21 protein-coding genes are annotated in these 20,234 nt (G+C 67.5%); 15 read left to right on the forward strand and 6 right to left on the reverse strand.

Translation table 11 applies throughout. The features are described 5' to 3' along the window. Window positions 1-146 precede the first annotated feature (146 nt). The 4 genes from QO034_RS07635 (at window position 147) to QO034_RS07650 (ending at window position 4,647) form a co-directional block, all read left to right on the forward strand. Window positions 147-1,970 carry a DUF294 nucleotidyltransferase-like domain-containing protein gene (locus QO034_RS07635; protein WP_284484921.1) on the forward strand — a complete coding sequence of 608 codons (1,824 nt, stop codon included), beginning with the start codon at window positions 147-149 and terminating at the stop codon, window positions 1,968-1,970. Between the two features lie 103 nt (window positions 1,971-2,073). Next, window positions 2,074-2,595, forward strand: coding sequence for a hypothetical protein (locus QO034_RS07640; protein ID WP_284484922.1), 522 nt, complete (start codon window positions 2,074-2,076; stop codon window positions 2,593-2,595). After that, a complete protein-coding gene (locus QO034_RS07645) occupies window positions 2,595-4,007 on the forward strand; it encodes a 3'-5' exonuclease (protein ID WP_284484923.1) in 1,413 nt (470 codons plus the stop codon). The genes QO034_RS07640 and QO034_RS07645 overlap by 1 nt, the downstream gene beginning before the upstream one ends. Before the next feature lie 139 nt (window positions 4,008-4,146). Further along, window positions 4,147-4,647: a flavin reductase family protein gene (locus tag QO034_RS07650; protein ID WP_284484924.1), complete on the forward strand. Its 501-nt coding sequence runs from the start codon at window positions 4,147-4,149 to the stop codon at window positions 4,645-4,647. Window positions 4,648-4,665: 18 nt separating this feature from the next. Here the strand turns inward: QO034_RS07650 and QO034_RS07655 are convergent, their stop codons facing one another. From QO034_RS07655 to QO034_RS07670, 4 genes are read right to left on the reverse strand one after another with little or no spacing between them, the layout of a single operon-like run. Continuing rightward, the gene (locus QO034_RS07655; protein WP_284484925.1) at window positions 4,666-5,145 is read right to left on the reverse strand and encodes a DUF6505 family protein; all 480 of its coding nucleotides are present in this window, start codon (window positions 5,143-5,145) and stop codon (window positions 4,666-4,668) included. Further along, entirely contained in the window at window positions 5,142-5,852 is a 711-nt protein-coding gene (locus tag QO034_RS07660; RefSeq protein WP_284484926.1) for a biotin/lipoate--protein ligase family protein, read from the reverse strand. The genes QO034_RS07655 and QO034_RS07660 overlap by 4 nt, the downstream gene beginning before the upstream one ends. Next, a complete protein-coding gene (locus tag QO034_RS07665) occupies window positions 5,849-6,913 on the reverse strand; it encodes an Mrp/NBP35 family ATP-binding protein (RefSeq protein WP_284484927.1) in 1,065 nt (354 codons plus the stop codon). The genes QO034_RS07660 and QO034_RS07665 overlap by 4 nt, the downstream gene beginning before the upstream one ends. A 3-nt stretch (window positions 6,914-6,916) precedes the next feature. After that, entirely contained in the window at window positions 6,917-7,111 is a 195-nt protein-coding gene (locus tag QO034_RS07670) for a DUF6494 family protein (protein WP_284484928.1), read from the reverse strand. Window positions 7,112-7,175: 64 nt separating this feature from the next. Here QO034_RS07670 and QO034_RS07675 point away from each other — a divergent pair, with 64 nt between their 5' ends. Further along, a complete protein-coding gene (locus QO034_RS07675; protein WP_284484929.1) occupies window positions 7,176-7,904 on the forward strand; it encodes a c-type cytochrome in 729 nt (242 codons plus the stop codon). On the opposite strand, the gene QO034_RS07680 is transcribed toward QO034_RS07675, so the two are convergent. Then, entirely contained in the window at window positions 7,898-9,853 is a 1,956-nt protein-coding gene (locus tag QO034_RS07680; RefSeq protein WP_284484930.1) for a 4Fe-4S binding protein, read from the reverse strand. The two genes, QO034_RS07675 and QO034_RS07680, sit on opposite strands and share 7 nt — an antisense overlap. Window positions 9,854-10,205: 352 nt before the next feature. Between QO034_RS07680 and QO034_RS07685 the strand changes: the two genes are divergently transcribed. The 10 genes from QO034_RS07685 (at window position 10,206) to QO034_RS07730 (ending at window position 19,392) form a co-directional block, all read left to right on the forward strand. Continuing rightward, the gene (locus tag QO034_RS07685) at window positions 10,206-10,733 is read left to right on the forward strand and encodes a DUF3305 domain-containing protein (protein ID WP_284485105.1); all 528 of its coding nucleotides are present in this window, start codon (window positions 10,206-10,208) and stop codon (window positions 10,731-10,733) included. Beyond that, window positions 10,730-11,341 carry a DUF3306 domain-containing protein gene (locus tag QO034_RS07690; protein ID WP_284484931.1) on the forward strand — a complete coding sequence of 204 codons (612 nt, stop codon included), beginning with the start codon at window positions 10,730-10,732 and terminating at the stop codon, window positions 11,339-11,341. The genes QO034_RS07685 and QO034_RS07690 overlap by 4 nt, the downstream gene beginning before the upstream one ends. Beyond that, on the forward strand, window positions 11,342-11,953 hold the full coding sequence (locus QO034_RS07695) for a TorD/DmsD family molecular chaperone (RefSeq protein WP_284484932.1): 612 nt from the start codon (window positions 11,342-11,344) through the stop codon (window positions 11,951-11,953). A 61-nt stretch (window positions 11,954-12,014) separates the two neighbouring features. Beyond that, window positions 12,015-12,206 (forward strand): ubiquinol-cytochrome c reductase iron-sulfur subunit N-terminal domain-containing protein, encoded by a 192-nt coding sequence (locus QO034_RS07700; RefSeq protein ID WP_284484933.1) that lies wholly within the window; start codon window positions 12,015-12,017, stop codon window positions 12,204-12,206. 110 nt (window positions 12,207-12,316) lie between these two features. Continuing rightward, window positions 12,317-15,214 (forward strand): formate dehydrogenase subunit alpha, encoded by a 2,898-nt coding sequence (locus QO034_RS07705; RefSeq protein ID WP_284484934.1) that lies wholly within the window; start codon window positions 12,317-12,319, stop codon window positions 15,212-15,214. A 13-nt stretch (window positions 15,215-15,227) separates the two neighbouring features. Continuing rightward, window positions 15,228-15,821, forward strand: a complete 594-nt coding sequence (fdh3B, locus tag QO034_RS07710) for a formate dehydrogenase FDH3 subunit beta (protein ID WP_284484935.1) — start codon at window positions 15,228-15,230, stop codon at window positions 15,819-15,821. A gap of 79 nt (window positions 15,822-15,900) precedes the next feature. Further along, window positions 15,901-17,106: a formate dehydrogenase subunit gamma gene (locus QO034_RS07715; RefSeq protein WP_284484936.1), complete on the forward strand. Its 1,206-nt coding sequence runs from the start codon at window positions 15,901-15,903 to the stop codon at window positions 17,104-17,106. Between the two features lie 2 nt (window positions 17,107-17,108). After that, a complete protein-coding gene (locus QO034_RS07720) occupies window positions 17,109-18,392 on the forward strand; it encodes a WD40 domain-containing protein (RefSeq protein WP_284484937.1) in 1,284 nt (427 codons plus the stop codon). Next, entirely contained in the window at window positions 18,389-18,517 is a 129-nt protein-coding gene (locus QO034_RS07725; RefSeq protein WP_284484938.1) for a hypothetical protein, read from the forward strand. Before QO034_RS07720 ends, QO034_RS07725 begins: the two co-directional genes overlap by 4 nt. 2 nt (window positions 18,518-18,519) lie before the next feature. After that, window positions 18,520-19,392 (forward strand): helix-turn-helix transcriptional regulator, encoded by an 873-nt coding sequence (locus QO034_RS07730; protein ID WP_284484939.1) that lies wholly within the window; start codon window positions 18,520-18,522, stop codon window positions 19,390-19,392. A gap of 9 nt (window positions 19,393-19,401) precedes the next feature. Here QO034_RS07730 and QO034_RS07735 read toward each other — a convergent pair whose 3' ends face one another. Beyond that, a complete protein-coding gene (locus QO034_RS07735) occupies window positions 19,402-20,211 on the reverse strand; it encodes a substrate-binding domain-containing protein (RefSeq protein WP_284484940.1) in 810 nt (269 codons plus the stop codon). Between the last annotated feature and the right edge of the window lie 23 nt (window positions 20,212-20,234).

A 20,234-nucleotide genomic window follows, 5' to 3' on the forward strand; every position in this document is an offset into this window, starting at 1 on the left:
CCGCGGCGGGGGGCGGGGGGCCCCGGCCCCGGGGGCCGCGCACCCCGCCCCGGGCGGGGGGGGCCCCCCCCCGGGCCCCCCCCCCGCCCCCGGTCCCGCCCCGTAGTCACCGGGCGGGACGCTTTCCCTTGTGCAGCCGGTGTTCCATGACCATCTCATCCCAGGATCTTCGTCGGTTCCTCACATCGGTTCATCCCTACGACAGTCTCGAAGCCGAGGTTCTCGACGCGCTGGCGCTCCGTTTCCGGATCGTGCAGTTGGCCGCCGGCGACTCCGTCTACACGCGCGGCGATGTCCTGGACGGGCTTTACCTCGTGCGCGACGGCGAAATCGAAGTGCGCGACGAGAACGACATCCCCGTGTCCCTGCTGGGGCCACGGAATTCCTTTGGCGAACGGGGCCTGACGCGGGACGGCCTCGCTGTCACCTCGGCCCGCGCTACCGCCGACGCGATGCTCCTGATGCTGCCCAAGGCGGATTTCGACGCCTTGATGGACGCCCAGCCCCGGGTGGCGAAGTTCTTTGACCGCCGGCGCAGCGAAGCCCGCCGCGGCAGCGATCTGGCGACCAGCCGGGTCGAGAGCTTCATGGCCGCCAATCCGGTGACCTGTTCCGGGCAGACCAACGCGCAGGACGCCGCGCGGCTGATGCGGGAACACCGCATTTCTTCGCTCTGCGTCGTCGATGACGCCGGGCTGGTCGGGATCCTGACGACGCGCGACCTGTCCGGCAAGGTGCTGGCCGAGGGCCGGCCCGCGACGACCCCCGTGTCGCAGGTGATGACGCCGGCGCCGCTGACCCTGTCGTCCTCCTCCATCGGCTCGGACGTGCTGCACGCGATGATGGAAAACCGCATCGGCCATATTCCGATCGTGAAGGGCCGCAAGCTGGTCGGCATCGTCACCCAGACCGACCTGACCCGTTTTCAGGCCGTCAGTTCGGCGGAAATGGTCAGCGCCATCGCGCGCGCCGATACGGCCGAACAGATGGCGAAGGTCACCGCCGAGATCCCCCGGCTCCTGGTGCAGCTCGTCGCCGGCGGCAACCGGCACGAGGTCGTGACCCGGCTGATCACCGACATCGCCGATACGGTCACCCGGCGCCTGCTCAGACTGGCGGAGGCCGAATTCGGCCCGCCTCCGGTTCCCTATCTCTGGCTCGCCTGCGGATCTCAGGGCCGGCAGGAACAGACCGGCGTGTCCGATCAGGACAATTGCCTGTTTCTCGACGATGCGGTCACCGAGGACCAGATGCCGTATTTCGCCGACCTCGCGAAATACGTCACGGGCGGGCTGGACGCCTGCGGCTATTTCTACTGCCCCGGCGACATGATGGCGACCAACCCGCGCTGGTGTCAGCCGGTGCGGGTGTGGAAACAGTATTTCGACGGCTGGATCGCCAAGCCAAATCCCGAGGCGCAGATGCTGGCCAGCGTGATGTTCGACCTGCGCCCGATCGGCGGCGACACCTCGCTGTTCGGCCAGTTGCAGAAAACCACCCTGAAAGCCGCCAGCGCGAATTCGATCTTCGTGGCGCATATGATCAGCAATTCGCTGAAGCACACGCCGCCGCTGGGGCTGCTGCGCGGCTTTGCCACGATCCGCTCGGGCGAGCACCGCAACACGCTGGACCTGAAGCTGAACGGCGTGGTGCCGGTGGTCGACCTGGGGCGGATCTACGCGCTGCAGGGCCGTCTGAACGAAGTGAACACCCGCGCCCGGCTGGTCGCCGGGCAAGCCGCCGGCGTGGTGTCGCAATCGGGGGGGCGCGATCTGCTGGATGCCTACGACCTGATCGCTGAAACGCGCCTGGAGCACCAGGTCGCCCTGGTCAATGCCGGAGAAAGACCGGACAATTTCCTGGCCCCAGGCCAGTTGTCGGATTTCGAGCGCAGCCATCTGCGCGACGCCTTCGTGGTGGTCAAGACCATGCAGTCGGCGATCGGTCATGGCCGTGGCATGTTGAGTTGACGTCCCTCCCGGCGGAGCGTGAGGGAGCCTCCGGCGGGAGTATTTGGGCAAAGATGAAGACAGGGGCGCGGTTCGCCGGCCGGTCCCGGAGGGAGGAGCGGCGATGTTTCTGGAACTGATCGGAACGATCTTTGCCGGGGTTGCGCTGGCGGGCATGGTGATGCTGGTCAACCGGCTCACCGGTGGCCGCCTGCCGCGCTGGTCCGCGCCGGTGGCGGCAGGTTTCGGGATGCTGTCGATGACGGTGTTCATGGAATACAGCTGGTTCGATCGAACGACCGCCACCCTGCCGGAAGGCGTCTTTGTCGCGCAATCCATCGAGAAGGCGCGTTTCTATCAGCCCTGGACCTATGTGGTGCCCTATGTGGACCGGTTCGTGGCGGTGGATTCCCTGTCGGTCCGGCGCCATGCGGACCTGCCGGATCAGCGGATGGCCGATCTGTATTTCTTCGGCCGCTGGGCGCCTCTGAAACGGGTGCCGGTCCTCTTTGACTGCGCAGAGGGGCGGATGGCCACCCTCATCGACGGCGCAACGTTTGACGACAGCGGGCAGGTCATCGACCCGGACTGGGTGCATGTCGATGACCGGGATGCGGTTCTGGCGTCGGCCTGCGGGGTGTCGTGATGCTGACGCGGCTGAGCCTTCGCCTGCGGATCTTTCTCTTTTTCTGCCTGCTGGCCCTGGGCGGCCTGGCGGTGACCACCGGCGCCCTGGTCGTCGGGTATCAGCGGGCGGACGACCCGGACATGCTCAACGCCTTCGTGTTTTCCGGCCTCCTGAGCGGTTTCGCCCTGCTCGGGATGATCGCCGGCGTCTGGCTGCTGTTTGACGAGAACATCGCCAAGCCGATCGACCGGCTCGCCGCCGAAATGCGCGCCCGCGCCCATGCCGGCGTGACCGGCAACATGGACCTGAGCGCGGCGCGCTATCTCGGGGATCTGGCCCCGGCGGCGCAGGCGGTGGCCGGACAGTTGAGCGACTCCACCATGATGACCGCCGAAGCCGTGGCGACGCAAACCGCGCGGCTGTCGGCGGAAAGGGACCGGCTGACCGCCCTGCTGACGCAGATCCCGATGGCGATGGTGATCCTCAACCCCGCGCACCGTATCGTGCTTTATGACGGACAGGCCGCCGCCGTGCTGGCGCAGGTCACGCATCCGCGGCTGCAGGCGTCGCTGTTCGAATACCTGCAACCCGCGGAGATCGAGTCCGCCTATGCCGAGTTGCTGGCGGCGGGGGCCGAGGTGGCCTGCAAGGCGGTCAGCGCCGACGGGCTGCAGACCTATGACGTCCGCCTGAAACCGATGGGACATGCGCCGGGCTACATGCTGATCTTCGACGCCAGCGAGGCGCGGATGGCGCCGGATGCGGCGCGGCCCCTGGTCTACGATTTCGATCTTCTCGATACGCCGGGGGACGACGCCTTCGAGGACCGGCCGCTGGCGGATCTCTGTTTCGTCGTCTTCGACACCGAGACCACGGGCCTTCTGCCGCACAAGGACGAAATCGTGCAGATCGGCGCCGTGCGCGTCCTGCGCGGGCGCATCATTCCAGGCGAGGTTCTGGACACGCTGGTCGATCCGGGCATACCGATTCCGGCGGCGTCCACCAGGGTTCACAAGGTCAGCAACGCCATGGTCGCCGGAGCGCCCGGTATCAACGAGGCAGGGCGACTGTTTCACCAGTTCGCGCGGGATTCCGTCATCGTGGCCCATAACGCCCCGTTCGACATGGCGTTCCTGCGCCGTCACGCCACCGCGATGGGCGTCGCCTGGGATCATCCGATCCTGGACACGGTGCTGGTGTCCGCCGTGGTCTTCGGCGCATCCGAGACGCATACGCTGGACGCCCTGTGCGGCCGGCTCGGCGTCACCATCCCCGCGGAGCTGCGCCATACGGCCCTGGGCGACGCGCAGGCCACCGCAGAGGTGCTCTGCAAGATGCTGCCGATGTTGCAGGCGCGCGGGATGAAGACCTTCGGCGACGTGATCGCCGAGACCCGCAAGCACGGCCGGCTGCTGGAAGATCTGAACTGACCCCTTGCTCCGCGGGAGGAAGGCCTTATCTGACCAGTCTTGGCAGACAGGACAGACTATGCTGGACAAACCCGCAGATCATGGACAAAACAGGCCCGGCGTGGCACCGAGCGCACCAGACCAACAAACGCGCAGGATCATGTCCGAAACTCTCGTCATTCCCGGCCCCGACACGCAGCGCGCCTATCGCGATGCCCTGGGCTGTTTCGGAACCGGGATCACGGTGATCACGGTCATGTCGCCGGACGGGCCGCTGGCCATGACGGCCAATTCCTTCGCCTCCGTCTCCCTCGACCCTCCGATGGTCCTGTGGTGCGCGTCAAAGCGCTCGCAGCGCTACCCGGCCTTCGCCGACGCCGCCCATTACGCGATCCACATCCTCGCCGACGACCAGAAGCAGCTTGCCCTGCATTTCGCGCGCAGCGGGCTGGATTTCGCGCCCGTCCTCTGGCGGCCGAACGACGAGGGCGTGCCGATCCTCGACGGCTGTCTCGCCCGGTTCGAGTGCCGGCAAAGCGCGCTGCACGGCGCGGGCGATCACACGATCATCGTCGGCCAGGTCCTGCGCGCCGCGCATCGCTCCGGCCACGGGCTGATTCACAAGCGCGGCCGTTACGGCACCTTCGCCGCGACCGATTGATCCGGGCCGCTCCTGCGGTCATTCGTCCAGCGAACCGTGAATCGCGAACTGGTCGATCCCGGCGGCCCGCGCCGCGATCGTTCGATAGGTTTCCCGCACCCCCGCCCCTGTGAGCTCGCGCGCGACCGTGATCAGCGTGTTGGGATCATGGTCTTCGCAGAGATCCGCCATCTGGGCGATTTCGTCCCGCGCGACACCCAGCGCCGCCTCCGCCGAAGGCGCGCCGTACAGATCGACGAAATGCCGGGCCAGCGCCTGGCCAAGCGCGTCGACCTCCGCCGGTTCGACCTGGGTGACGGCGACGAAGGTGACCCGGCCAAAGGTTTCGACGCCGAGCCATCCATTGGCAAAGGCCTGCCGCGCCTTGCCGGTCAGGTCGGCCTCGGTCCAGTTGGAAAACTCGAACCCGCCGGAAATGCACCATTCCCCGGTGCGAGCCGGAGAGTGAAACACGTTCCGATCGCTTTCATCGAAATGGATCGCGCGGGCCAGCTTCATGGTCTTGTCTCCAGCAGGGTGCTCATCGGCACCAGATGGGTCGTGGTATCATCCCGGATGAGCATGCCAAAACGGTCATCCACGCCGAGAAAACGGCCCGACAGGCCGCCCCGCGTCACCGGATCGCCGATCCCCTGGACAATCCCCCTCCATTCCGCGTGCAGGGGCGCGTTGCCGTCCTCTTCCCAGCGGTTGATCCAGAGCAGGCTGTGCCGCGCCCAGCTTTCCAGCAGCGCAACCGCGCCGACATCGGCGCAGCCTTCTTCGAAAAGCGCGGTCACGTTCGGGGTTTCACCCGGATCACTGCGGGTCTGGATCAGCACGACGTCCAGGCCGACGACCATCCAGTCGGGCACCGCGTCGGCAGCGGTGGGCGGCCCGGCCACCGCGATCCGCCCGCAGGCCGCGCCGTTCACCCGGATCTCGCCGTCCCAGGTCAGGTGAACGGCCACTTCGGGCGGCGCCAGCGCGCCCAGCGCGTTCTGGAACCCGATGCCGCAGACCACCTGCATCGTCATCGCGTCCTCCAGCGGGACCTCCGGCGCCACGACAAGCGCGGCGCGCAGCCGGTCGGCCTGCACGTTGTAGACGACGGTGCCGCCATCGCAGCCCAGCGCCGCCAGGGCGCAGGCCCTGTCGAACGGATCGTCGCGGCCCGTCACCGGCTCTCCGGCCAGAAGCGGCGGAAAGGTCGGCGCGTCGCTCACGCGAGGCCTTTGGCGATCAGGTTGCGCGCCACATGGCGGAAGGCCTCCGCCTGCGGGCTGCCGGGCTTGCTGACCACGATCGGCGCGCCGCCATCCGCAGCGAGGCGGATGTCCAGATGCAGGGGGATTTCCGACAGCAGCGGCACGCCCAGCTTTTCGGCCTCGGCCACCACGCCGCCATGCCCGAACACATGCTCTTCATGGCCGCAGTTGGAACAGATATGCGTGGACATGTTCTCGATCATGCCGATGATCGGCGTCTTCATCTGGTTGAACATGTCGATGCCCTTGCGCGCATCCAGCAGCGCGACGTCCTGCGGCGTGCTGACGATGATCGCGCCATCGACGGCGAATTTCTGCGTCAGGGTCAGCTGCACGTCGCCGGTGCCGGGCGGCAGGTCGACCAGCAGCACGTCGAGCGCGCCCCACTGCACCTGCATCATCATCTGCTGAAGCGCGCCCATCAGCATCGGGCCGCGCCAGACGACCGCCTGGTCTTCGTTGGTCATCAGCCCCAGCGACATCATCGTGACCCCGTGGTTGCGCATCGGCAGGATGGTCTTGCCATCGGGGCTGGCGGGACGCCCGGACACCCCCAGCATCCGCGGCTGGCTCGGCCCGTAGACATCCGCGTCCAGAAGACCGACCCGGCGGCCTTCCGCGGCCAGCGCGCAGGCGAGATTGGCGGCGACCGTGGACTTGCCGACGCCGCCCTTGCCGCTGGCGATGGCGATGACCCTGTCCACGCCGGGCACCTTCTGCGGCCCCTGCGGTTCGGCCTTCCGCGCCGGCTTCAGGTCTGGCGGCGGGGCTTTCTGGGAATGCGCGGTCATCATCGCCGACACTCTGGCAACCCCGTCCAGCGCCCGGACCCGCGATTCCGCTTCGGCCCGGACCGGCTCCATCGCCTGCGCCCGCGACGGATCGATTTCCAGCACGAACCGCACCGATCCGTCTTCCACCGTCAGCGCCCGCAGCAGACCGGCGGCCACGATGTCCTGCCCGCTCGCCGGATCGGCTATCTTCTTCAGTTCGGCCAGGACGGCGTCCCGCGTCGCCATGTTCTAGCTGTTTCCCTTTATGGTGCCTGTCACCACATGGTCGATGTCCAGCCCGTCGATCGTCAGGACCACCTTCGCTTCATAGGACTTGCCCGCGGTGTCGCCCGCCTTGCGCAGGCCTTCCTCGATCGCCTGCTGGCTGGTCACGCCGACCTGTTTCAGGAATTTGCGCATCGACATGTTGAAGTCATCGCTCATTTCTCGTCTTCCTCCGATTTCAATCCGTTTGACGCAGCCGGCCCGGCCCTTCTAACCTGACAGGATGCGTGTGTTGCTTGTTTGCCTGACTCTGCTGCTGAACGCCAGCCCCGCCATCGCCCGGCAGGCCCTGGGCCTGGCCGCGCCGGAGCCCGTCCTGGCGAGCGGCCTTCTGAAACACATTCTTCCGCGCTTCTCGCTCAAGACGTCGGTTCGCGTCACCGTGAACCCCGCCGGTCCGATGCGGCTGGCGACGCAGGAACCGGGCGTCGCGGTGTTCCGGCGTGCCGGCACCACCTATTTCCTGCGCATCGAGGACGGCAAGGACCAGATCCGGTTCCGCGACTGGATGCTGTCGGACATCGGAAAGAACACCATCGAGAGCTTTCAGCCGGACTCCGGAGAGCCGTTTTCCGCCAGATTCGAGACCGTCGAAACCGAGGAGGCGGAGGAGTTCGACGGCAACGCCGCGCGCGGCGCCGCCCTGTCGCTGGCCCATTGCGGCCGCTGCCATGTGGTCGGCGCACAGAACCGCATGAAGGGGCTGGGATCGACCCCGTCCTTCGCGGTGCTGCGCAGCCTTGCGGACTGGACCGACCGGTTCCGGCAATTCTATGTCCGCAACCCGCATGCCGCCTTCACCCAGATCGCCGAGGTGACGCCGCCGTTCGACCCGGAACGCCCGCCGCCCATCGCGCCGGTGCGGATGACGCTTCAGGATCTCGACGCGATCCTGGCCTTCGTCGCGGCGACCGACGCCGCCGACCTGGGGGCGCCGCTGCAAACTCAGTGATCCTTGCGCTCGGAAAAGTAATCCTCGCTGGTGCGCACGCGCGGCCTCTCGCCGCCCTGGAACGGGTTGTCGCCGCGGGCGAACTGCGACTTGACGCGGCAATCGTCGCACATCTGGATCATCCGGGCCTGGTCCGAACTGGCGAACATCGGATGGCTGCCCGCGAGCTTTTCCATGATCCGCTCCACGGTGGAGCGGACGCCGAACAGCGCCCCGCACTCAACGCAGGCGAAGGGTTCCTCCTCGTTCAGCACCCGCTGGCCGAGCGCCGCGTCGCTCAGGTCGAACTGCGGCCTGAGCGTGATCGCGGTTTCCGGGCAGATCGTCGCGCAAATGCCGCATTGCAGACAGGCGTCCTCCTGAAACCGCAACTGCGGCATGTCCGGATTGTCGATCAACGCGCCGGACGGGCATAGGGACACGCAGGACAGGCACAGGGTGCAGGCGTCCGTATCCACCAGAACCGCGCCATAGGGCGCGCCCTCCGGCAGGGGCAGCGGCGCTTCGGCCTGCGGGTTGAGCGCCCGCGCCGACAGCCGCGCGATCTGGCGGCGGCTGCCCATCGGCAGCACCCGGTCCTGCAAAGGCGGCATGGTTTCAGCGTCATAGAGCGCATCGCTCATCCGGTCCGGATCGGCTTCATCCAGCAGCGCCAGCCGCCCCGGCCCGGCGATGGCCCCGGCCAGCGCCAGTTCGCGATGCAAAGCGTCGCGTTCGGTCGTCGGGGCCAGCAGGACGGTGACGGCGGCGAAGCCATGCGCCAGGGCCGCCAGCATCTCCGCATGGCCGAAGCCGGAAATCACCTCCAGCTCCAGCGGGATCACATCGGCGGGTAGCCCCCGGCCGAAACGCGCCGCCAGCCGGATCATCTCCGCCCCGTGCGCGTCATGCACCAACAGGCGCGGCGCGGCGCCGCCGGCGGCGCGGAACGCCTCGGCCAGCACCTGCATGCGCTGCACCAGATGCGCCACCGGCGGGTCGTCATAGGTGATCGCGCCCGAGGGGCACAGCGCCGCGCAACTGCCGCAGCCCGCGCAGATCATCGGATCGATGGTAACATTGTCGCCGGCCGGCGTGATCGCCCCCGTCGGGCAGATATCCAGGCACTTGCTGCACCCGGCCTGCCCGGCGCGGGAATGGGCGCAGAGGCTCTCCTCTATCCCCACATAGAGCGGCTTCTCGAAAGTGCCGACAAGCTGCATCGCCTCGATGGCGATCCGCTGCACCGCCAGCGGGTCGCGCGGGTCCGCCCGCAGATAGCCTTCGCGCTTGCGCGGCGACGGCACCATCGGCACGCCGCCGGACAGGTCGATCACCATGTCGCAGCGCGACGTCCCGCCATCGCGCGGCGCGGTCATCGCGAAGGCGCCGCGCCCGCCCGGCTCGACCTGCTGCAAGGCGTCGATCACGACCTCGAACCCGCCCAGCGCGCCGGTCACCCGTTTCATCCGGCCCCGCACGGTGTCGAACCGGCGGTCGGGCGGAGCGTCCTCATCGTCCGTGACCAGCGCCGTCACCGCCAGCGTATCCGCCAGCAGCGCCGCCAGCGGCAGAACCGCCGCGCCCGGCCCGAAGACGAAACAGACCCCTTCGGACACCACGTCGAGGCTGCGCACCGGGACCGCCGGGATCAGCGCCTCGGCGGCGAGCGCCGCCATCTTCGCCGCCGCCGCCGCGCCCTGATCGGACCACCCGGCCCGGTCGCGCAGGTCGACGAAACCCGGCACCGGCAGGTCCAGTTCCGCCGCCAGTTCCTCGAACCGGGCGCGTTCCTGCTGGCAGGCGATGATCGCGTCGCCCGCCCCGATCGCTTGGGCGGCGGATTCGATCTGGGTGGTGCACAGGGCGCTGTGCACGCGGGAACAGGCCAGCCCGGCGGCACCGCCGATCCGGTCCGCATCGATCGCCTGGCTGCCCATGCAATCGCACAATATCAAGGATTTGACCATCGTTCCTTCCCCCCTCGCACCGTCCGCTGGCCGGACGCTGCGCAGGCACCCTAGGCACAGGTCCCGGCAAGGTAAAGCCCGCAGGTCGCGCGACTCCCCTCGCCGATCAATGCCGCCGACGCCAAAAAGGCGCAACTAAGCCGCATGTTTTTCGCCGCCCGCCGATTGTTTCCGCCAGCGCCGCATCGCCGGGGCCAACGGAATCCGGGGCTCCGGTCCGCCAAACGATACAACTCCGTTCCGAAAACTCTTGGCGAACCGTGTTTTCTGTCCCATAGTTTCTTGCAGCGGCGGGTTTCAGGAAAACCGCTGGGGAGGATACGTGGCTCACACGGTAGGTCTGAAAATCACCATGCCCCTTGGGGTCGTGGTCCGAAAAGTGCCCGGTGTCACCCGCTGGGCCAAATGGAACTGGACCGCCGTCGCGGTGCTGCCCGGCGCCGGACCGGCCGACTGGCAGGAATTGCGCCGGGAAGGCGAAGCCGTGGAATATCATGCGGCCACCCTGCCCCTGACGCTCTGGGCGGTGGAAACCGAAGCCTACATGGTCAACCTCGCCGATCAGGTCCCGTCGATCTACGTGGTGATGCGCAAGGGGCCGGACGACAGCCGCCCGCTGGATGTCGTGCTGGCGACCGCCTCGCCGTATGAAAGCCAGGACTATTGCGACAACGGCGACGACATCGTCGAGAAGGTGCCGATGCCGCAGGGGCTGGTCGCCTGGGTGCGCGACTTCGCGGTGCGGAACCACGAACAGGAAGAATTCATCAAGCGGCGGCGCGACCGGATACGCGTCGACCTGGTCGAGGACGGCCGGGGCGACGCCCGGATCCGGCAGCAGTCCGACGTGTTCCGCGCGCCCAAACGGGTGATGACATGACCCGGACGCGCGATTTCTGGTCCGACCGCCGCGCCGCCGTGCGCGCCGAGCAGGACGCCGAGACGCGGGCCGCCGCCGCCCGATTGGCCAAGGCGGAACAGGCCGAGGCGGAGGAGCGCAGCGATGCCGAGATCCTGGCCGAACTCGACCTCCCGGATCCGGATCTCCTGGCCATGGGCGACGACATTCGCGGCTTCATGTCCAAGGCCGTCCCGGTCCGCCTGCGCAACCGGGCGCTGCGCCGCCTGTGGCGGCTGAACCCGGTGCTGGCCAATCTCGACGGACTGGTGGATTACGGCGAGGATTACACTATCCACGCCACCGCTGGCGAAACGCTCCAGACCACCTACCAGGTCGGCAAGGGCCTGCTCGCCCATGTGGAGGAAATGGCCCGGCAGGCCGCCGAACGGGACAACGCGGCCACTGTTCCCACCCCCCCCCTGGACGCCAGGGAATCCGAACCGCCGCAGGACGACGCGGCGCCGGCCTTGAACGATGACGACGCCGTGGCATTCGACGACGACCGCCCGGCAGAGGACGAACAACCGGCCGCCCCGGTCCCGCGCCGGATGCGGTTCGATTTCGGCCCGGACGCCCGGAGGACATAGATGACCCAGACTGCAGACATCGCCACCGACATCACGCCAGAGGACCGCCTGCGCGCGGATTTCTACAATTTCCTCGGCCTGCTGCTCGCCGGTCCGCCGGACCAGCTGAGGCTGGACCAGATGGCCGGGCTGCGCGGCGACGACACCGAATTCGGCAAGGCGATCCAGGGCATGGCCCGTGTCGCCAGGGTCACGAAACCCGCCGCCGCCGAACGCGAATTCAACGCGCTGTTCATCGGCCTCGGGCGCGGCGAGCTTCTGCCCTACGCCAGCTACTACCTGACCGGATTCCTGAACGAGAAACCGCTGGCGCAACTGCGCGGCGACATGGCCGCCCGCGGCATCGCCCGCGCCGCCAATGTCTATGACCCCGAAGACAATATCGCCAGCCTGATGGAGATGATGGCCGGCATGATCGTCGGCCGGTTCGGCCGCCCCGCTCCGCTGGCGGACCAGAAAACCTTCTGGTCGCGCCACATCGGCCCCTGGGCCGGGCATTTCTTCACGGATCTGGAAGCCGCCGCCAGTTCGGTCCTTTATGCTTCCGTCGGCGCCGCCGGACGGACGTTCATGGAGATCGAACGCGAGGGCTTTCGAATGACGGCGGATTGACTTCGCCAATCAACGCCTTGTTTTTCAAGGTATACTGCGAAACGGACAAAGGAGACATCCGATGAGCAAGAAACAGGATGAAGGCACCAGTCGCCGCGATTTCCTGAAACTGGCCGGCACCGCGGCCCCCGCTGCCGTGGCCGCCGCCGCCCTCGGCGGGACCGAGGCCGAAGCCGCCGCGCTGCCGGTGGACGAGACCCGCATGCAGGACACCGCGCACACCCGCGCCTATCTGGACTCCGCCCGGTTCTGACCCCCGGACGCAGTCAACCCCGGACGACGGTTGCGTGACGCCCTGACCCCGGAAGTCGAAACTCACCCAGCCAGCCGGCTCGTCCCGGCCAGCACGGAAGGAAACGAAACATGCTTAGGAAAAAGACCAACGGGGTTGCGCGTCGCTCTCAGCGGACCGGCATCCTGTCCGAAGTCGCCGCAAAAACCGTCGACCGCCGCGCGTTCCTGCGCGGATCCGGCCTTGCCATCGGCGGCCTGGCCGCGATCGGCGCAACCGGGGGCACCGTCTCCCCGGCCAGCGCCCAGACCGCCGCGGCGGCCGCGGTGGAAACCGTGAAATCCGTCTGCACCCACTGCTCCGTGGGCTGCACCGTCATCGCCGAAGTGCAGAACGGCGTCTGGACCGGCCAGGAACCCGGCTGGGACAGCCCGTTCAACCTCGGCTCCCATTGCGCCAAGGGGGCTGCGGTGCGCGAACACGCCCATGGCGAACGCCGCCTGAAGTATCCGATGAAGAAGGAAGGCGGCGAATGGAAGCGCATCAGCTGGGACCAGGCCATCGACGAGATCGGCGACCAGATGCTGACGATCCGCGAGGAAAGCGGACCTGACAGCGTCTACTGGCTCGGCTCCGCCAAGCACAGCAACGAACAGTCCTACCTGTTCCGCAAGTTCGCCGCCTACTGGGGCACCAACAACGTCGACCACCAGGCGCGGATCTGCCATTCGACCACCGTCGCGGGCGTTGCGAACACATGGGGCTACGGCGCCATGACCAACAGCTACAACGACATCCACAATTCCAAGGCGGTCTTCATCATCGGCGGCAACCCGGCCGAGGCGCATCCGGTGTCCCTGCTGCACCTGCTGAAGACCAAGGAACAGAACAACGCGCCGGTGATCGTCTGCGATCCGCGCTTCACCCGCACCGCGGCCCATGCGGACGAATACGTCCGCTTCCGTCCCGGCACCGACGTGGCGCTGATCTGGGGCATTCTCTGGCACATCTTCGAGAACGGCTGGGAAGACAAGGAGTTCATCCGCACCCGCGTCTGGGGCATGGACGAGATCAAGACCGAGGTGGCCAGGTGGACCCCCGAGGAAACCGAGCGCGTCACCGGCACGCCGGGCAGCCAGCTCCGGCGCGTCGCGCGCACCCTGGCCAACAACCGCCCCGGCACCGTGATCTGGTGCATGGGCGGCACGCAGCACACCAACGGCAACAACAACACCCGCGCCTATTGCGTGCTCCAGCTGGCGCTGGGGAACATGGGAACCGCCGGCGGCGGCACCAACATCTTCCGCGGCCATGACAACGTGCAGGGCGCGACCGATCTCGGCGTCCTGGCCGACACTCTGCCCGGCTATTACGGGCTCAGCGACGGGTCCTGGGCGCATTGGGCACGGGTCTGGGAAGAAGATCTCGACTGGCTCAAGGGCCGTTTCTCAGACGCGAGTTTCGGCGACACCAAGATGATGAATCTCAACGGGATTCCGGTCAGCCGCTGGATCGACGGCGTGCTCGAGGCGCCCGAGAACCTCGACCAGCCCGCCAACACCCGCGCCATGGTGCTCTGGGGTCACGCGCCCAACTCGCAGACCCGGATGACCGAGATGAAGACGGCGATGGAAAAACTCGACATGCTGGTCGTGGTCGATCCGTTCCCGACGGTTTCGGCGGTGCTGCAAGACCGGACCGACGGCGTCTACCTGCTGCCGGCCAGCACCCAGTTCGAGACGCGCGGCTCGGTCACGGCCTCCAACCGGTCGCTGCAATGGCGCGACCAGATCATGGCGCCGCTGTTCGAAAGCCTGCCCGATCACACGATCATGGCCAAGTTCGCCAAGAAGTTCGGCTTCGACGACCGCCTGTTCCGCAACATCGCGATGGATGGGGAGGAACCCAACGTCGAAGACATCACCCGCGAATTCAACCGCGGCATGTGGACGATCGGCTACACCGGCCAGTCGCCAGAGCGGCTGAAGCTGCACATGGCCAACCAGCACACGTTCGACCGCACCTCGCTGCGGGCGCTGGGCGGACCGGCGGATGGCGACACCTACGGCCTGCCCTGGCCCTGCTGGGGCACCGCCGAGATAAACCATCCGGGTTCGGCCAATCTCTATGACATCTCGATCCCGGTGGCCGAAGGCGGCATGGGCTTCCGCGCCCGCTTCGGGGTCGAACGGGACGGCGACAACCTGCTGGCCGAAGGCGTCTACCCCGTGGGTTCGGAAATCCAGGACGGATATCCCGAATTCACCATGCAGATGCTGATGGACCTGGGCTGGGACGGCGACCTGACCGCCGAGGAGCGCGCCTCCATCGAGGCCGTCGCGGGCGCGCCGGACAAGGTGGGAGGCGTCAACTGGAAGACCGACCTCTCGGGCGGCATCCAGCGGGTGGCGATCCAGCATGGCTGCGCCCCCTACGGCAACGCCAAGGCCCGCGCCGTGGTCTGGACCTTCCCGGACCCGGTGCCGCTGCACCGCGAACCGCTCTACACCAACCGCCGGGATCTGGTGGCCGACTATCCCACCTATGACGACAAGAAGTTCTGGCGGGTGCCGACGATGTACAAGTCGATCCAGGATCAGGATTTCTCGGCGGACTACCCGATCATCCTGACCTCGGGGCGCCTGGTGGAATACGAAGGCGGCGGCGAGGAAACCCGGTCCAACCCCTGGCTGGCGGAATTGCAGCAGAACATGTTCGTCGAGATCAATCCGCGCGACGCCAACAACCTCGGCATCCGCGACGGCGGGCAGGTCTGGGTCGAAGGCCCCGAAGGCGGCAAGGTCCTGGTCATGGCCCTGGTCACGGAACGGGTGAATTCGGGCGTGGCCTTCATGCCCTTCCACTTCGGCGGCCACTTCCAGGGCGAAGACCGGCGCGACAAGTATCCCGCCGGCGCCGATCCCTACGTTCTGGGCGAAAGTTCCAACACCGCGCAGACCTATGGCTATGATTCAGTAACCCAGATGCAGGAGACCAAAGCCACTCTCTGCAAGATCTGGGCAGCGTAAGGGAGGACGACCAATGGCAAGAGCGAAGTTTCTTTGCGACGCAGAACGCTGCATCGAATGCAATGCCTGTGTGACGGCCTGCAAGAACGAACACGAGGTGCCCTGGGGCATCAACCGCCGCCGGGTGGTGACCATCAACGACGGCAGCCCCGGCGAACGGTCGATCTCGGTGGCCTGCATGCATTGCTCCGATGCGCCCTGCATGGCGGTCTGCCCGACCGACTGTTTCTACCAGAACGAGGAAGGCGTGGTGCTGCACAGCAAGGATCTGTGCATCGGCTGCGGCTATTGCTTCTACGCCTGCCCCTTCGGCGCGCCGCAATATCCGCAGGCGGGCAACTTCGGCAGCCGGGGCAAGATGGACAAATGCACCTTCTGCGCCGGCGGCCCGGAAGAAAACCACTCCACCGCCGAATTCGCCAAATACGGCCGCAACCGAATCGCGGAAGGCAAGCTGCCGATCTGCGCCGAGATGTGCTCGACCAAGGCGCTGCTGGCCGGTGACGGCGATGTCGTGTCCGCGATCTACCGCGAACGCGTCGTCGCCCGCGGCTTCGGCTCCGGCGCCTGGGGCTGGGGCAGCGCCTACGGCAAACAGGACGGCTGACACCGCCCTGACCACCCGCTTCCGGGACGGCCTGCCATGTCGGGCCGTCCCATTTCCTGTTTGACTGGGGCCTGACCACATGCTGCGCGCACTGCTTGCACTGATCCTGACGCTGACCTTTTCTTTCGCCGCGCTGGCGCAATCCACGGCCTCGCCCGAGGCTGAAGGCCCGCGCGCCGCCACCGGCGGGGCCACGACCCTCGAAGACATCATGGCCCGCCAGCGGGGCGAAAAGGTGGACCTGTCCCATCGCGCGCAGGGCAATGACGGCGGCAATGCCGCCGCCATCGCGGCACAGCTCGGCACGCTGGGGGGCGCATCCGACAGCGAGGTCTTCCGCGCCCTGCGGTACGGCACCGCCGATGTGACCACCACCAGCAGCAGCCCGGCGGCGGGCGTGCTGATCCAGGACGGCGGCATGTGGTGGCTCCAGGTCCGCAAGGGACCGCTGGCCACCTACGGCGCCTGGCTGCTCGGCGGCACGCTGGTGGCGCTGGCGCTGTTCTACCTGCTGCGCGGCAAGATCCGCATCGACGGGCCGAAAACCGGCCGCACGATCCTGCGCTTCACTCCGTTTGAACGCTTCGGACACTGGCTGTTCGCCGGCAGCTTCCTGGTGCTCGCAGCGACCGGCCTGATCACCCTCTTCGGTCGCACGGTGCTGATCCCGGTCTTCGGCCACCAGGCGTTCTCCACCGTCGCCGTGGCCTCCAAGTGGATTCACAACAACATCGCCTGGGCCTTCATGCTCGGCCTGCTCATCGTGATCCTGAACTGGACGCTCCACAACATTCCCAACCGGCACGACCTGAAATGGCTCGCGGTCGGCGGCGGGCTGTTTTCCAAGAACGTCCACCCTCCGGCGAGAAAGTTCAACGCCGGCCAGAAGATGATCTTCTGGGGATGCGTCGTCCTCGGCCTGTCGATCAGCGTCTCGGGCCTGTCGCTGCTGTTTCCCTTCGAACTGCCGATGTTCGCCAAGACCTTCGCCGTCGTTAACGACATCGGCGTGCCGGGCTGGTTTGGCTTCGCCCCCCTGCCCGAACAGCTCGCCCCGCACGAGGAAATGCAGTTCGCCCAGCTCTGGCATGCCATCGTCGCCTTCGTTTTCATGGCGATGATCTTCGCGCATATCTATCTCGGCAGCGTCGGCATGGAAGGCGCGTTCGACGCCATGGGAACGGGCGAGGTCGAAGAACAATGGGCGCGCGAACACCACGGTCTCTGGGTCAGGGAAGTCGAGGAAAAACAGGCCGCCGCCGGATCGGCGACCCCCGCCGAATAGCCATGCGTCCGGCCCTGGCCCTGCTGTTGCTGCTCGTCCCGCCGGTCGCGGCCGCGCAGGATTTCTTCACCCTCAAGGGTCACGGCGGCCCGGTCATGGACATCGCCGTGGCCCCGGACGGGCGGATCGCCACCGCGAGCTTCGACAATTCCGTGGGCCTGTGGACCGACGGACGCCCGGACTGGCAGGACGGTCACGAGGCCGCCGTCAACGCGGTGCTCTTCGCCGGGGACAAGCTGTATTCCGCCGGCGCCGATTTCACCCTGCGCCGCTGGCCGGGCGGCGACGTGATCGGAACCCACAAGGGCAAGGTCATGGATCTCGCCGCCACACCGGACCTGATCGCCTCCGCCAGCTGGGACGGCAGCATCGGGCTGTGGCCGCTGGACGGCGGCGCGCCCCGGCGGCTCACCGGGCACACGTCGGGCGTCAACGCCGTCGCCTTTTCCGCCGATGGCCGCCGCCTCTATTCCGCCGGCAGCGATGGCACGCTCAGGCTCTGGGATGTCACCACCGGCACCGAGATCCAGCAGCTTCTGCGCCACGGGTTCGGCATCAACCGGATCGTGCTGAACCCCGGCGCCGGATGGCTCGCCTATGGCGCGGTCGATGGCGTCACCCGCGTGATCGACGCCGAAACCGGCGCCCGGATCACCGATTTCACCCTCGACCGCCGCCCGATCCTGGCGCTTGCCCTGTCGCCGGACGGCGGCCAGCTCGCGGTCGGCGACGGCGAAGGCTACATCATGGTGATCGACACGCGCGACTGGCGGATCGCCCGCGATTTCCGCGCCACCCTGCGCGGCCCGGTCTGGGCGCTGGCCTTTTCCGCCGACGGTCGGAACATCCATGCCGCCGGTCTGGACGACGCGATGTACAGCTGGCCGGTGGCGACGCTGGACGAACACCGGCAGATGACCACGGGCGAACGCAGCTTCCTGCGCGACCCCGCCGAAATGGAAAACGGCGAACGCCAGTTCCAGCGCAAATGCTCGATCTGCCACAGCCTGACGCCGGGCAGCGCGCGGCGCGCCGGGCCGACCCTGCACAAGCTGTTCGGGCGTCCCGCGGGCATGGTGCCCGACTATCTCTATTCCGACACGCTCGCCGGGTCTGACATCGTCTGGACCGAAGCGACCATCGACGCGCTGTTCGATCTCGGCCCGGACCACTATATACCGGGCAGCAAGATGCCGATGCAGCGCATCACCAGCCCGGACGATCGTGTTGACCTGATCGAATTTCTGCGGCAGGCCACCAGTACCGTTGAGGAGAAGACCCGATGAAAGCCATGTGGACCGCCTTCGCCGCGATGATCGCGATTTCCGTCGTCGCGTGGTACGGGCTGGGCGAGCTTGGCTTTTCCGCCGCGGACCGGGCCAGCGACCCCGCTAACGTGCGACTGGACTAGGCGTGCCCGACTACCTGACCACCCGCGAACTGGCCGATCTGCTGCGGATCGGCGAACGCAAGGTCTACGACCTCGCCGCCTCGGGCGAAGTGCCCTGCGTGCGGGCGGTGGGCAAGCTGCTGTTCCCGCGCGCCGACATCACCGCCTGGCTCGCCGCCTCGCGCAGCGGCCCGAACGTTGCCGCCCCGCCGCTGCCGCCGATCCTCGCCGGCAGCCACGACCCGCTGCTGGACTGGGCCCTGCGCGAAAGCCGCTCCGGGCTGGCGAGTTTCTATGACGGCTCCTATGACGGGCTGGACCGGCTGGCGGCGCGCAGCGCCCAGGCGGCGGGCCTGCACATCCGCGAACCGGACGGCTGGAACCGCGACACCCTGCGCGAAACCCTGGGGGAAGCGCCCGTGGTGCTGGTGGAAATCGCCCGCCGCCAGCGCGGCCTGCTGCTGGCCCCCGGCCTGAGCGACATCGCGGGCATCGCCGACCTGACCGGCCGCCGGGTCGTGCTGCGCCAGGACAGCGCCGCCAGCCAGCGCGAATTCGAAACCCAGCTCGAAACCGCCGGGCTGACCCGCGACGACATCTCGGCCCTGCCGACCCGCGCCCGCACCGAGGAAGAGCTGGCCATCGCCCTGCATGACGGCAAGGCCGAGGCCGGCTTCGGCCTCGGCGCGCTGGCGCGTCTTTACGGTCTGACCTTCGTGCCGCTCACCGTCGAACGGTTCGACCTGGCGGTATGGCGGCGGGCCTGGTTCGACCCGCCGATGCAGAAACTGATGGCCTTCCTTGCGTCGGACGCCTGCGCGGCGCGCGCCGCCGAACTGCCGGGCTACGATCTTTCCGGTCTCGGCACCATCCACCACAATGGCGCCAGCGACTGAGAACGGCGGCTACTGCGCGTTCGGAAAGAACAGCTGCTGGCCGTCCAGCTTGAAATCGGCAATCGCCGCCTGCCCCTTCGGCCCGGTCAGCCAGTCGATAAAGATCTGCCCCTGCGGCGCCTTCACCCCCGGATGCTTCTCCGGATTGACCAGAATCACCCCATACTGGTTGAACAGCTTCGGATCGCCTTCCACGAGGATCTTCATCCCGTCCTTGTTGCCGAAGGCGATCCAGGTGGCGCGGTCACTCAGCACATAGGCGCCCATTCCGGCCGCCGCGTTCAGCGTCGCCCCCATGCCGGAGCCGGTTTCGCGATACCAGGTGCCCGAGGCCGCCGCCACATCCACCCCGGCGGAGGACCAGTGCCGCAACTCGGCCTTGTGGGTGCCGCTGTCATCGCCGCGGGACGCGAACGGGGCCTGAGCCTCGGCGATCTTCGCCAGCGCCGCCTCCACGTCCTGACCGCCGACCCCGGCCGGGTTGGCTTCCGGTCCGATCAGCACGAAATCGTTGTACATCACGTCATAGCGCTGCACGCCCCAGCCATCGGCCACGAATTGTTCCTCGGCCGGTTTCGCATGCACCAGCAGCACGTCGCCGTCGCCGTTCATGGCGTTCTTGATCGCCTGCCCGGTGCCGACCGCGACCACCCGCACCTCGATTCCCGTCTCACTCCTGAACTCGGGCAGAATCGCATCCAGCAGGCCCGAATTCTGGGTCGATGTCGTGGACTGCACCACGATGAAATCCTCTGCCGCCACCGCCGTGACGCCCACGCCCAGCGACAGCACCGCCGCCCGGATCCATGTTCCGATCATTCCCGCTACTCCATGTTCAAGGG

This window comes from Sedimentitalea xiamensis (genome assembly GCF_030164465.1).
Lineage (GTDB): Bacteria > Pseudomonadota > Alphaproteobacteria > Rhodobacterales > Rhodobacteraceae > Sedimentitalea > Sedimentitalea xiamensis.